The sequence below is a fragment of the Yinghuangia seranimata genome (assembly GCF_029953285.1).
Taxonomy (GTDB): domain Bacteria; phylum Actinomycetota; class Actinomycetes; order Streptomycetales; family Streptomycetaceae; genus Yinghuangia; species Yinghuangia seranimata.
The window spans coordinates 1-12,994 of sequence record NZ_JASAOI010000042.1 but is presented as its reverse complement, the minus strand read 5'-3'; the positions used below and the strand labels follow the sequence as shown (position 1 = coordinate 12,994).

General features: G+C 73.2%; 12 protein-coding genes. 7 read left to right on the top strand and 5 right to left on the bottom strand.

All coding sequences use genetic code 11. The features are described from left to right. The first annotated feature begins 82 nt into the window (after positions 1–82). On the top strand, positions 83–664 hold the full coding sequence (locus QI554_RS25760) for a hypothetical protein (protein WP_281472783.1): 582 nt from the start codon (positions 83–85) through the stop codon (positions 662–664). Positions 665–685: 21 nt separating this feature from the next. Here QI554_RS25760 and QI554_RS25755 read toward each other — a convergent pair whose 3' ends face one another. Both QI554_RS25755 and QI554_RS25750 read right to left on the bottom strand, forming a co-directional pair. Continuing rightward, the gene (locus tag QI554_RS25755; RefSeq protein ID WP_281472781.1) at positions 686–2,203 is read right to left on the bottom strand and encodes a peptide MFS transporter; all 1,518 of its coding nucleotides are present in this window, start codon (positions 2,201–2,203) and stop codon (positions 686–688) included. Between the two features lie 124 nt (positions 2,204–2,327). Next, positions 2,328–2,933 carry a TetR family transcriptional regulator gene (locus tag QI554_RS25750; RefSeq protein WP_281472779.1) on the bottom strand — a complete coding sequence of 202 codons (606 nt, stop codon included), beginning with the start codon at positions 2,931–2,933 and terminating at the stop codon, positions 2,328–2,330. Positions 2,934–3,010: 77 nt separating this feature from the next. On the opposite strand from QI554_RS25750, the gene QI554_RS25745 reads away from it, so the two are divergent. After that, on the top strand, positions 3,011–3,514 hold the full coding sequence (locus QI554_RS25745) for a pyridoxamine 5'-phosphate oxidase family protein (RefSeq protein WP_281472777.1): 504 nt from the start codon (positions 3,011–3,013) through the stop codon (positions 3,512–3,514). A gap of 44 nt (positions 3,515–3,558) precedes the next feature. On the opposite strand, the gene QI554_RS25740 is transcribed toward QI554_RS25745, so the two are convergent. The 3 genes from QI554_RS25740 to QI554_RS25730 form a co-directional block, all read right to left on the bottom strand. Next, complete coding sequence (locus tag QI554_RS25740) at positions 3,559–4,563, bottom strand: carbohydrate kinase family protein (protein WP_281472775.1); 1,005 nt, start codon at positions 4,561–4,563, stop codon at positions 3,559–3,561. Next, positions 4,560–5,591, bottom strand: a complete 1,032-nt coding sequence (locus QI554_RS25735; RefSeq protein WP_425528050.1) for a LacI family DNA-binding transcriptional regulator — start codon at positions 5,589–5,591, stop codon at positions 4,560–4,562. The genes QI554_RS25740 and QI554_RS25735 overlap by 4 nt, the downstream gene beginning before the upstream one ends. A 92-nt stretch (positions 5,592–5,683) precedes the next feature. Next, positions 5,684–6,949, bottom strand: a complete 1,266-nt coding sequence (locus QI554_RS25730) for an AGE family epimerase/isomerase (RefSeq protein WP_281472773.1) — start codon at positions 6,947–6,949, stop codon at positions 5,684–5,686. A gap of 287 nt (positions 6,950–7,236) precedes the next feature. On the opposite strand from QI554_RS25730, the gene QI554_RS25725 reads away from it, so the two are divergent. The 5 genes from QI554_RS25725 to mscL all read left to right on the top strand — a co-directional run bounded on the left by QI554_RS25725 (position 7,237) and on the right by mscL (position 12,898). Continuing rightward, positions 7,237–7,998: an ATP-binding cassette domain-containing protein gene (locus QI554_RS25725; RefSeq protein WP_281472771.1), complete on the top strand. Its 762-nt coding sequence runs from the start codon at positions 7,237–7,239 to the stop codon at positions 7,996–7,998. After that, a complete protein-coding gene (locus QI554_RS25720; RefSeq protein ID WP_281472770.1) occupies positions 7,995–9,140 on the top strand; it encodes an ABC transporter permease in 1,146 nt (381 codons plus the stop codon). The genes QI554_RS25725 and QI554_RS25720 overlap by 4 nt, the downstream gene beginning before the upstream one ends. Positions 9,141–9,264: 124 nt before the next feature. Beyond that, the gene (locus QI554_RS25715) at positions 9,265–10,236 is read left to right on the top strand and encodes an ABC transporter substrate-binding protein (protein ID WP_281472768.1); all 972 of its coding nucleotides are present in this window, start codon (positions 9,265–9,267) and stop codon (positions 10,234–10,236) included. 181 nt (positions 10,237–10,417) lie between these two features. Beyond that, a complete protein-coding gene (locus tag QI554_RS25710; RefSeq protein WP_281472766.1) occupies positions 10,418–12,238 on the top strand; it encodes a hypothetical protein in 1,821 nt (606 codons plus the stop codon). A 216-nt stretch (positions 12,239–12,454) separates the two neighbouring features. Beyond that, the gene (gene mscL / locus QI554_RS25705; RefSeq protein WP_281472764.1) at positions 12,455–12,898 is read left to right on the top strand and encodes a large conductance mechanosensitive channel protein MscL; all 444 of its coding nucleotides are present in this window, start codon (positions 12,455–12,457) and stop codon (positions 12,896–12,898) included. Positions 12,899–12,994: the final 96 nt, after the last annotated feature.

Here is a 12,994-nt window from a genome sequence, read left to right as displayed (position 1 = left end):
GCTCGGGTGACGGGGATCGCCTTGACCCGCCCTTGGGAGACCAGGTAAGCCTTACCTAAATTATTCATCCCGGAGGTCCCCCTTGTCCGCGTCGCCCGCCCCCGCAAGACCCGCGGACGACCGCGCTCCGCGCCGGATCGGCGTCCACGACTCGTGGCTCACGGTCTCGGCCGCCGCGGTCCTGGCGTCCCTCGGACTGGTCGCGGCCGCGTGGACCTCGGCGCACCTGCACGCGGACGCGCCGCTGCGCACCGCGGCGCTCTTCCTCCACCTCGCCTCGCTCGTCGTCGGCTTCGGCGCGGTGCTCGCCGCCGACTTCCACGGCCTGCTGTGGATCACCGGGCGCTGCGATCTGCGCGAGGCGGTCGTCGTCACCAACCGGCTCAACACCCCGATATGGGCGGGCCTCGTCGGACTCGTGCTCAGCGGTGTGCTGCTGCGCCCCGACCTCGACTCGCCGTTCACGTGGGCCAAGCTCACGTTCGTCGTCCTGCTCACCGGCAACGGGCTGCAGGCCGGCCTGCTCGCCAGGCGCCTGGCGGACGCGGACCGGGCCGGACCACCCGCGCGGCGCACGATGGCGTGGGGCCTGGGGACCGCCCTCGTGTCGCAGATCTGCTGGTGGGGCGCGGTGCTGGTCGGCTTCCGCGCGAGCAACGGCTAGCCGCGGCTGCCAGGGCCGGTTCTAGCGCACCTGCCCCATGCCGGCCTGGATCCGCTTGCGGAACACCCACACGGCGACGCCCGCCCCGATCGCCATCGCGCCCTGCATCGCGAAGTACGTCGACGACCCGGTCGCCGACCCCGCGATCTGCTGGGTGAGCGCGGCCACGCAGTCGCCCGCCGTGACGCTCAGGAACCACAGGCCGACCATCTGACTGCCGTACTTGGCGGGCGCGAGCTTGGTCGTCACCGAGATCCCGACCGGCGACAGGCACAGCTCCGCGACGGTCTGGATCAGGTACACCGCCGCGAGCCACAGCGGCGTCACCCGCGCGTCGGCCGCCGCGGCCTGGGCCAGCATCATGACGACGAACGACGCGCCGACGCCCACGAGGCCGTACGCGAACTTCGTCATCGTGCCCGGCTCACGCCGCCCCAGGCGCCGCCACAGCACGGCGACCAGCGGCGCCAGCGCCATGATGTAGACGGGGTTGAGGGACTGGAACCAGGTGGCCGGGAAGGACCAGCCGAAGACCGTGTTGTCCGTGTGGTCGGTCGCGAACAGGTTGAGCGTCGAACCGGTCTGGTCGTAGATCATCCAGAACACGGCGGCGGCCGCGAAGATCGCGATGTACGCGGTCATCTTCGACCGCTCCGCCGGGGTCAGGTCCGGGTCCCGGCGGATCCGCCCCAGGTACAGCGCCGGGACCACGAGGCCCAGCACCGTCAGCGGCCACGTGAACCAGCCGGCGCTCAGCGAGCCGGACGCCGCCACGATCCCGTAGAACAGCACCGCGACGCCCAGCCACATCAGGCCGCGGCGCAGCACGGTGCGGCGCTCGGCGGGGGTGAGCGGCGCGTGGACGCGCGAGCTCGCCGGGGCCAGGTGGCGGCGCCCCGCGACGTACTGGACCAGACCGAGCGCGATGCCCGCGGCGGCCACCGCGAAGCCCATGCGCCACCCGGCGTGCTGGGCGATCCAGCCGACCAGCAGCGGCGCGGCGAACGCGCCCAGGTTGATGCCCATGTAGAAGATCGTGAAGCCGCCGTCGCGGCGCGGGTCCTGCGGGCCGTCGTACAGGTGTCCGACCATCGTCGACACGTTGGCCTTCAGCGTGCCCGACCCGACCGCGATGCCGGCGAGGCCCACGAAGAACGCCGCGGTGCCGGGCAGCACCAGCAGCAGGTGCCCGAGCAGCATGACCGCGCCGCCGATCCCGACCGCGCGGCGCGCGCCCCACATGCGGTCGCCGAGCCAGCCGCCGGGCAGCGCCAGCAGGTACACCATCGCGTTGTAGATGGAGTAGATGGACGTGGCCGTCGCCATGTCGAAGCCCAGGCCGCCCTGCGAGGTGGGCGCGACCAGGTAGAGCACCAGCAGCGCGCGCATGCCGTAGAAGCTGAACCGCTCCCACATCTCCGTCATGAACAGCGTCGCGAGCGCCCGCGGGTGCCCGAGGAACGTCTTCGCGGACCCCGGGGCCGGGGAGGTCGCCGAGGTCTGCGGCCGCACTGCGGGGGCGGGGACGGTGCCGGTCATGCGCTGCCTTCCGAAAGATGCACAGACCATCCATCACACGTCACGCCGGGCGGGCGGGGGTACCGCCGCAAGGCCACCCGAAACCGGGACCATGGGCCCGAGCGCGGGTGGGCGAAGGTCCTGGCTACGTGTCGGCGGTGCCGTCCTCCGCCAACGCCGCGCGTGCCGTCCGCACCGACAGCGCCTCCAGCCCGCGCGGCGGAAGGCCGCCCGCGCCGAGGTGGCGGCGGATCGCCGCGTACGGGATGTCGACGAGCGCGAACGTCACCCGCTCCACCGCCGCGCGGTCCGCACGGCCGAAGCGGCGCCGCGCGTACGCCTTGAACGCCTCCTCCAGCGTGTCGTTGAGCGTGGCGGCCTCGGCGCCCGGCCCGTCCGGCATCCGCGCGACCAGGTCGCGTCGGCGGTGCAGCAGCAACAGCTGTGCCTCGTCCGGGTGTTGCCGCACCCATCGGAACACCGCCCGCACCGGTTCGTCCGACTCGGCGTCCCCTTGGGTCGCGGCGCCCAGCACCACCAGATAGGGCTCCTGGAACCGGCGCACCGTGCGCAGCCACAGACGGGCCAGCAGCTCCTCGCGCGACGCGAACCGGTGGTACACCGACCCGACGGGCGCCCCGAGCTCGGCCGCCACGTCCGCGATCGTGCAGGCCGCCGCGCCTTCGCGGGCGATGACCCGCAGCGTCGCGTCGAAGAAGTCGTCGTCGGTGAACTTCGCTTTGCGCCCCATGTGTCGCACCCCACACAGCTCATATCTGAATTCATATTCTAGTATCAGCCCTCAACAAAACCTCAAGAGGGGGACCGATGACCGCATCCGAACCGACCGCCGCCGACCTCCTCGCCTCGGCGCTCACCACCCTGCGCTCCCACCCGCTGGGCTTCCTCACCACCGGCGGCGCCGCGCACTCGACCCGCCTCGTCCAGCACCTCCTCGTCGAGGACGACGCGACCGTGTGGGTCTCCACCAGCCCCCGCACCCGCAAGTCCGACGAGATACGCGCCGTCGCCGACGCGAGCTACGCGGTCGAGGACCGCACGGCCGTCGCCTACGCCGTCCTCCACGCCGAATGCCGCCTGGTCGACGACCCGGCCCGCCGCACCGACCTCTGGACGGACGCCCACGCCCCGTACTTCCCGGACGGCCCGCTCGGTGACGACTTCGTCCTGCTCCGCCTGCGTCCCTACCGCATCGAAATCATGGACTTCACCCGCGCGATCCACCCGGCCCCGTACGGCCTCCACGCCGCCACCCTGGAACGCCCCCGCGAGGCCGACGCCACCGACGAGACCTGGCACCGCACCGCCTGACCCCGTCGGCCGGCGTTCACGGCCGCCCGGGGCCGCTTCGTGTCTCAGCCCCGGTGTGCCCGGATCTCCGCGGCGGTCGGGGGGTCGGCACCCGGGCGGGCGCAGGTCAGGGCGGAGACCAGCGAGGCCTCGCGCAGGAGTTCGCCCAGGAGCGCCGGGGTGACCCGGGCTGCCAGGTCGGTCGTGCCCAGCAGGCCGCGGCGGCGCAGGGCGTCGAGGAGGCCGGCGGTGTAGGCGTCGCCCGCTCCGACCGTGTCGGCGACCGCGACCGGGGTGGCCGGGAGCGACACCTCGCCCTCGCGGCACACGCCGTACGAGCCCTTGGCGCCGAGCGTCACGACCACCAGGGCCGGGCCGCTGCGGAGCCAGTCGGCGGCGACCTCGGCGGGGTCGCGGTGCGGGTGGAGCCACGCCAGGTCCTCGTCGCTGACCTTGACGACGTCGGCGAGCGCAACCAGGGACTCGATGCGGCGCCGGGCCGACTCCGGGTCGCCCATCAGCGACGGGCGGCAGTTCGGGTCGTACGACACGCTCATCCGCCCGCGCGCCTGGTCGATCAGGTGCCGCACGGTGAACGCGCCCGGGGCCAGCGTCGCCGCTATCGAACCCGTGTGCAGGCACAGCGAGTCGGCCAGCAGCGAGGCGGGCACCGGCGGGCCCGCCGCGTCGTCGCACTGCTGCGGCCCGTCCGTCAGCCAGTCGGCGAGCAGCGAGTCGGCCTCGGCCGCTTCCGCGACCGCCGCCGCGAGGTCCCACGCGATGTCGAACTCGTACGTCGCCACCCCGGCCCCGTCCAGCAGGGCCCGCGCCACGCTGGTCCGACCCGCCCGCATCGACCCCGGCACCACGGTGACCGCGCTGCCGGCGAGGTGCGCCATGAGCAGTTCCCCGTACGTGTCGAGCCCGAACGACGACACGAGCCGCACCGCCGCGCCCAGCCGCCCGAGCCCGACCGCGACGTTGGCCGGGCTCCCGCCCGGATGCGCCACGGGCGTCCCGCCCTTTGCCTGGACGAGGTCGACGAGCGCCTCTCCCACCACGGTGATCACGGACCGACCTCCCCGGAGCCGCGCGGAATGAGCTTGGTGCGCAGGTGGATGTGCTGGACGGGTGTCGCGTCGCCGTTCAGCCGCCGGAACAGCAGCTGCGCCGCCGCCCTGCCGAGCCCGAACGGGTCCTGCGACACGACGGTCACGCCGGGCGTGAGCAGGTCGGCGAGCTCGAAGTCGTCGAACCCGACGAGCGCGGGCCGCTGCGGCGCCCGCGAGATCTCGCGGATCGCCTCGACGCTGAACCGGCTGTTGCCGCAGAACAGCGCGGTCGCCGGATCGGGCCCCGCCAGCATGCCGCGCAGCCAGGCCGGCATCTCCTCCCCGTACGCCGGCCCGTTGAACACCAGCCGCGGGTCGAACGCGATCCCAGTCTCGGCCAGCGCCTCGCGGTAGCCGCGCAGGCGCTCGCGCGCGGTGAAGATCTCCAGCCGGTCGCCGATGAACGCGATGCGCCGGTGACCGTGCCGGACCAGGTGCTCGACGGCGGCCCGCGCGCCGCCGACGTTGTCGACGAGCACGGTGTCCGCCTCGATGCCGTCCGGCGGCCGGTCCACGAACACGCACGCCATGCCGGCGTCGATCTCCGGCAGCAGGTACGTGTGGCTGCCGCTGGCCGGCACCACGATGAGCCCGTCCACGCGGCGCGCGCACAGCGCCAGGACCAGGTCGCGCTCCTTCACCGGGTCCTCGGCCGACGACGCGCTGAACAGCACGGTGCCGTGCTGGTGCGCGACGTCCTGGATCGAGCGGGTCAGCGCCGACGAGAACGGGTCCGCGGCGTCCTCCAGGACCAGCCCGATGCTGGACGTGTGGCCCTGCCGCAGCAGCGCCGCGCTGTCGTTGCGCCGGAAGCCGGTCTGCGCGACGGCCGCGAGGACCGCCTCCTGCTTGGCGGCGCTGACGTTCGGCTCGCCGTTGATGACGCGCGACACGGTCTTGATGCCGACGCCGGCGATGGCGGCCACGTCCCGCATGGTGGTGCGGCCGCGGCCGCGGGGCCGTTCCGGGGGCGTCGCGTTGACCATCTGTGTCCTTTCGGGCGGCCGGCGCGGGGCGTCGGTGTCCGGCGTGCGATCGGTGCTTCCGCGGCGGGCCCGCGACCCCCGGTGCGGTCCGCTCAGGGCGCGAGCAGCCCGCGGCGCAGCGCCTCGGCGGCCGACGGCGAGGCCGGCAGCCGGGGCAGCAGCGTCGCCTGGACGGCGTGGTAGGCGTCGGGTCTGCCGGCCCACACCGTGCCGGAGGGCCGGTTGTCCGCGTCGAGTTCGTGGTGCCAACTGCCGCGGTCCCGGTCCACGAAGAAGGCGTCGGCGTGGGCCCACCACGTGCGGTACCAGTCATCGTAGTGACGCTCGCCGGTGGCCTCGCGCAGGGCCGCCGCGGCCAGCACGGCCTCGGCGACCACCCAGTGCATGCGGGCGCGGACGACGGGCTTGCCGTCCCAGTCGACGGTGTAGACGAAGCCGTCGCGGCCGTCGGCGTGCCAGCCGTCGCGCACCCCGGCGCCGAACAGCTCCACGGCCGCCTCCACGAGCCACGCGGGGGGTCGCGGCAGCGCCGCGGCCAGGTCGACCAGCAGCCGTGCCCATTCGAACCAGTGCCCGACGGTGGCGCCGTACGGGCGGAACGGGTCGTCCGGGTGCTCGCGGTTGTAGCGGGGGAGCGGCCGCCAGTCGCCGTCGAAGTGCTCGACGAGCCGCCAGCCGTTGGCCCGCGCGTGTCCGTCGACGAGCTTCTGGGCGATCCGCAGCGCGCGGCGGAGCCACCGGTCGTCCCCGGTCACGTCGGCCGCGGCCAGGAACGCCTCGACGAAGTGCATGTTGCTGTTGGCGCCCCGGTAAGCGGGGTCGCGCCACTCCCAGTCGAGGCTCCACGTCTCGACGCACGCGCTCTCGGGCTCGCTCCAGAACCGGCGCTCCACGGTCTCCAGCACGTCGGCGAGGAGCTCGTCCGCGCCGGGGCGTCCCGCGGCCGCCGCGCTGGAGGCGGCCAGGACGACGAAGGCGTGGTCGTACGCCCGCTTCCCGAACGAGGCGGGCTGACCGGCGAGTTCGAGCGGGGTGTTGCGTCCGTGGCGCTTGACCGACGTGTACCAGCCGCCGTGCTCGCCGTCCCGCAGCAGTCCGGTGAGCGCGGTGACCCCGTGGTCGGCCAGCGGCGCGGTGTCGGGGAGTCCGCGCAGGTGAGCGAGGGCGAACACGTGCGTCATGCGGGCGGTGATCCAGGTGTGCACGGCCTCGTCGGGGACGGGGACGCCGTCGTCCCCGAGCCACCCGAAGCCGCCGGTCTCCAGGCGGGCGCCTCTGGCGAACTCCACGACCCGTGCGAACTCGGCGTCCAGCCACAACGGTTGGCCGGGTGTGTCCGGCGTTCCAGCGGCTTGCATGTCAGGCCCGCCCCTCGTTGACATCGTTGTCAGGCGAGGATAGGGCGCGGCCGTCCGTATGTCGACATGCTCGACGAACGGCGCCCCGCGTCTCGGCTCCGCCCGGGGAGAACGGCCAACAAGGGTCCTGTTTACCCCGATTGACCAACCGTCTTGATGCGTTCCAGACCCTTGACAGGCTCTCCGGGTGCCTCCACTGTACTGACATCGTTGTCAGTCGCTCTAGCGACCTGCACGAAGGCGCGCGATCCGCGCGAACACCACCGCCATCGTGAGGAGTTGGGCACGTGCAACCCCTGCTGGAAGGCCGCGGCCTGGTCAAACGCTTCGGACAAGTGCAGGCCCTGCGCGGCGCCGACTTCACCGTCTTCCCCGGCGAGGTCGTCGCGCTCATCGGCGACAACGGCGCGGGCAAGAGCACGCTGACGAAGGTGCTCGCGGGAGCGGCGCGCCCCGACGAGGGCGGGATCCTGTTCGAGGGTGCGCCCGTCACCCTCGAACGCCCCACGGACGCACAGCGGTTGGGCATCGAGACCGTCTACCAGGACCTCGCGCTCGCCCCCGACCTCGACGGTGCCGCCAACCTGTTCCTCGGCCGCGAACTGCTCCGCCGCGGCCTCGCCGGACGCCTCGGCGTCCTCGACAAGGCCGCGATGCGCCGCCGCGCGGTCGACGCGTTCGCCCGCCTCGGCGTCGAACTCCAGGACATCGACGCCCCCATCGGCACCCTGTCCGGCGGCCAACGGCAGAGCGTCGCCATCGCGCGCGCCGTGGCATGGGCCGACAAGGTCGTGTTCATGGACGAACCGACCGCCGCGCTCGGCGTGCTGCAGCGCGGCCGCGTCCTCGACGTCGTCCGGAAGGTCCGCGACGCCGGCACCTCCGTGGTGCTGATCAGCCACAACATGCCCGAAGTCCTGTCGGTCGCCGACCGCGTGGAGGTGCTGCGGCTCGGGCAGCGCGTCGCGACGTTCACCGCCGCCGACACCTCGGTCGAGGAACTCGTGGGCGCGATGACGGGCGCACTGGACGAAGGGAGAGCGGCATGAGCCTCGGAGAGACCACGACGGACACCGGGCCCGGACCGGGCGACGACGCGGCCGCCACCACGACGTCGACCGCGAAGTCGGCCGGAGAAGCGGCGAGTTCCGCCGACGTGAAGGACGAGACCGTGACCGCGCCAGACCCCCGCCCCGACCTGTCCGACACCGCCCGCCGCCTGGCGCGCCGCCTCGTCCGCACCAACTCGGCGTGGACGTTCCTCGTCCTGCTCGTGCTCATGACCGCGTTCTCGATCATGAAGCCCGCGCACTTCCCGACCACCTTCAACCTGCGCAACGTCGCCACCGATGCCGCGGTGCTGCTGATCATCGGCGTCGGCATGACGTACGTCGTCATCACCGCCGGCATCGACCTGTCCGTCGGCTCCGTCCTCGTCTTCTCCGGCGTCGTCGCGGCGAAGACGATGACGGGGATCTCCGATGTGGACGCCGGATGGGGGCCGATCCTGCTCGGCCTGCTCGCCGGGCTCGCCGCCGGCGCCGCCTGGGGCGCGCTCAACGGATTCCTCGTCGCCAAGGCCAAAGTGCCCGCGCTGATCGTCACACTCGGCAGCCTCGGCATGGCGCTCGGCCTCGCGCAGGTGATGACCGAGGGCCAGGACGTCCGAGGCGTCCCGACCAGGCTGAGCGACACCATCGGCAACGGGCGTGTGCTGGGCGTCCCGTGGCTCGTCGTCATCGCCCTGCTGGTCACCGTCCTCGGGGCGCTCGCCCTCGCGACCACCCGCTTCGGACGCCGCACGTACGCCATCGGCTCCAACGCCGAGGCCGCCCGACGGGCCGGCATCCCCGTCGAGCTCCACCTGATCAAGGTGTACGCGCTGTGCGGCCTGCTCGCGGGCCTCGCCGGCATCCTGTCGCTCGCCCGCTTCACCACGACCACCATCGGCGGCCACACCAACGACTCGCTCGGCGCCATCGCGGCCGTCGTCCTCGGCGGCACCAGCCTGTTCGGCGGCGTCGGCACCATCGTCGGCACGCTCATCGGCGTGTTCATCCCGGCGATCCTGCAGAACGGCTTCATCATCCTCGGGGTCCAGCCGTACTGGCAGAGCGTCGCCGTCGGCGGCGTCCTGATCGCCGCGGTGTACGCCGACCAGCTGCGCCGCCGCGCCACCCAACGCGCTTAGCCCGCACGGGCGTTCCCTCGCACCGAACGCCCCACCCCATCGCTCCACGCTCCGCACCACCGTTCCGCGCGCCACCACCCCCGCCAGCGCCCGTCCCACACCGCGTGCCAGGAGGCCGACCGCGATGAAGATGAGAAGAACCACCTACGCCGCCGCCGTCACCGCGCTCAGCGCGATCGCCGCGATCACCGGCTGCAGCGACGACAGCGACTCCGGCGGCGGCCGCAAAATCACGTTCATCCAGGGCGTCAAGGGCGACGAGTTCTACATCTCGATGGCCTGCGGCGCCCAGGACAAGGCCAAGGAGCTCGGCGTCAAGCTCGACGTCACCGGCGCGGACAAGTGGGACGCGTCCCTCCAGACGCCCGTCGTGAACGCGGTCGCCGCCAAGGGCCCCGACGCCGTCCTCATCGCCCCCACCGACACCGCGGCGCTGCGCCAGCCCGAGCAGCAGCTCAAGTCCCGCGGCGCCAAGGTCATCGAGGTCGACACCAAGCTCGACGACGACAGCATCCGCGAGACCTCGATCTCCTCCGACAACGAGCAGGGCGGAGCGCTCGCCGCCCGCACCCTCGCACAGCTGATGGGGGACAAGGGCAAGGTCTCCGCCATCAGCGTCAAGCCCGGCATCTCGACGACCGACGCGCGCCTGAAGGGCTTCGAGACCGAGATCAAGAAGCACCCCGGCATCACCTACCTGGGCGTCCAGTACAACGACGACGACCCGGCCAAGGCGGCCTCCATCGTCAGCTCGACGCTGGCCGCCAACCCCGACCTGGGCGGCATCTTCGCCGCCAACGTCTTCAGCGGCGAGGGCGCGGCCACCGGCATCGAGCAGACCAACAAGACCGGGCAGCTCAAGCTCGTCGCGTTCGACGCCACACCCAAGCAGGTCGAGGCGCTGCGGCGCGGGTCCATCCAGGGCCTGATCGCGCAGAAGCCGTACGACATCGGCGCGAAGGGCGTCGAGCAGGCGGTCGCGGCACTCGACAAGAAGCAGGTGCCCAAGAGCATCGCGACGGACCTCGTGGCGGTGACGAAGGACAACGTCGACCAGCCGGACGTGAGCAAGTACCTGTACAAGGGCGCGTGCTGACGGCCTGACGGCAGCGCTCCCGGGGGACGGCACCGGCTCGTGGCGAGCCGGTGTCGTCCCGTGTCGTCCCGTGTCGTCCCGTGTCGTCGGTCTTCGGCGCCGCCCGAAACCCGTTCGCGTGCCCGGCCGCCCGCTGGCAGGATGCCCGCATGACCTACGGAATCGAGCACCACACCGGCCGGTGAGCGCCCAGGAAGAGCGCGGGACGCGCGAACTCCAGGACGTTCAGCCGACAGCCCTGTACGACGTCGTGCTGGGAATGCTGCGGGACGGCCCCGACGGGCTTCCGGAGCAACCGACCCTCCCCAAACCACCCGAGTCCTCCGGCCCGTCGCTGTCCGTCGACGAGGTGAAGGCCGCCGTTCGCGACGCCCTCGACCCGATGCCGGACGACGTCGCGGCCCTGGAAGGCCGACTGGCGGAACTCGGCGGGCGTGAGGCGCGGCTCGTCCGCCTGATCCGCTTCGCCGTAGCCGGCCTGCCCGTTGCGGACGAGGCCGCGGCGCGCGCGTTCGGGCGGCGGCTGGCCCGTACCGGAACCACGAAACCCGGCGTGGCTGTCGGCCTCGCGCTGCTCGTGCGCTTCGGCGAGGCCGAGGACGTGGCGTGCCTCGCGGCGTTCGCTTCGGTCCGCGACCTCACCCGCCTCGCCCTCGAGGCCCTCGACCGCGTCGACCCGCGTACCGCCGGCGCCGTCGACCTCGCGATGCGCCTGCGCGGCGACGAGCTGCGGCCCCTGACCGTCGCGTTGTGGAATCGCGACCAGGAGGCGACGGCGGCCGAACTGTCGGTGCTGCCCGGCAGCGTCGACAGCCACACCGCGCGCCGCATCGCCGAGGCGTCCCTGCTGCCCGAGTTGCTCGGGCAACTCCCCCTCAGTGACAGCGTCTTGACCGCCCAGGCGGGCAAGCTGCTGGTGCGCATGGGGAGTACGTACGACCGGAGCGAGGTCCCGTCCTATCGCGAAGCGGCCGCCCTGTACGAAGCGGTCGTCGCGCGGTCGGGCGCTCTGGAGCCGACCCTCGACCACCACGCGATGCTGGTCTCGATCGCCTTGGACCTGCGCAGTGGGCCCGGCGTCCTGGTCGGCTGGCCGCCCGGTCGGCGCGAGGCCCTGCTCGCGACGCTCACCCGGCTCCTGGCCGAGCCCGCGTGGGCCTCGGCCGTCACGCCCGACCCCGACCGGCCGATGGACGCGCCCCGCGCGGACTGGATCCTGCGTACGCGGCAGCGGCTGTCGGAGGAGCCCGGGCCCGCCCGCGACGGGCTCCGCTTCGAGGTCGTCGTCACCGATCCGGGGGACCGGGCCCGCGTCGAGACCCGCATCCTCGTCGACGGCCGCCCCGTCGTCGCGGAGTTCTTCCGGCAGGGACCCGCTTACAGCCCCGAACACCTGCTGGACGGGGGCGAGTTGCGGGCCGACGCCGAACCGCGCGAGGTGTGCCTCGCGGAGGCGTCCTGCACCGAGGGCTGCTGCGGCGCGCTCTACGTCACGATCCGCCGCGACGGCGACACGGTCGTGTGGGACGGCTGGCGGCGTCCGAACACATCGCTCGTGGACCTGCCCGCCGCACCTCCGCCGACCCTGCGCTTCGACGCGGAGGCCTACGACGCGGAGCTCACGCGCGCGACGGACGACCGCTCCTGGGCGTGGCGCGCCCGTACCGTCGCCCGGCTGCTCAAGGAACAGCTCACCGAGCGACCCGGGCTGCTCAGTCGATGGGACACCCAACTGGTCTGGTGCGGGACGGTGTTCGACCGGCCGGACACCGCCGCCGTCACGGTCCGCCACGCGCCGGGCCTCGGCGGCCGCGAGCCGGCCCCGGACGACGACCTGCTGTACTTCCGCTGGGACGTGACCGACGACGGGACCCCGCCCGAGGCCCAGGCCGCCGCGGCCCTGCGCCGGCTCGCCGACGAGGACGTGAAGGCCTCGGCGGTCGTCTGCGGCGGCCGTCGCGAAAGGGCCGAGGAACTGGGCTACACCTGGCCCGGCCGGTAGAGCCCGCCCGGGGGATCCCGCCGGGGCCGTACCGCCCGCCACCGACGAGATCCCCCGGACAGCCCTCGGCCCATATGATGTTTCACCGCCACGGGTGACCGGGGTGGACTCGGGGCCCGCGGAGTCGGCAGCATGGCCCGCCGGGCCGTCGCCCCCTGGCCGCTTCGGCCCGCGCGTTTTCCCCCTTCCCCACCATCACACGAACTGAGGCGCCCTGTGTTCAAGGGTTTCCGTGCTTTCCTCCTCCGCGGCAACGTGGTGGACCTCGCCGTCGGCATCGTCATCGGTGCCGCCTTCACGGCGGTCGTCACCGGCTTCGTCACGGCGTTCCTGACCCCGCTGATCGGTGTCGCCACCGGCGCGGTCGGCGACTTCAGCAAGGAGGCCTTCACCGTCGCGGACACCACGTTCCCCTACGGTGCCTTCCTCAACGCGCTGATCAGCTTCGTCCTGATCGCCGCGGTGGTGTACTTCTGCGTGGTCGCGCCCGTCGTGAAGCTCCAGGCCCGCTTCGAGGGCCCGGCGCCGGAGCCGATCGCCAAGATCAAGTGCCCGGACTGCCTGAGCACCGTCCCGGCCGCCGCGGTCCGCTGCGCCTACTGCACCACCGAGCTGGCCGGCCGTCCGGGCTTCCCGGCCCAGATGACGGTCACCCGCTGACCCGGCAAACCCCCGAGGCGGGGGGGCCCCGGGCCCCCCCCCCCGGGGGGGGGGCGCGGGGGGGGGGGGGGGGGGGGGCGCGCCCCCCCCCCCCCC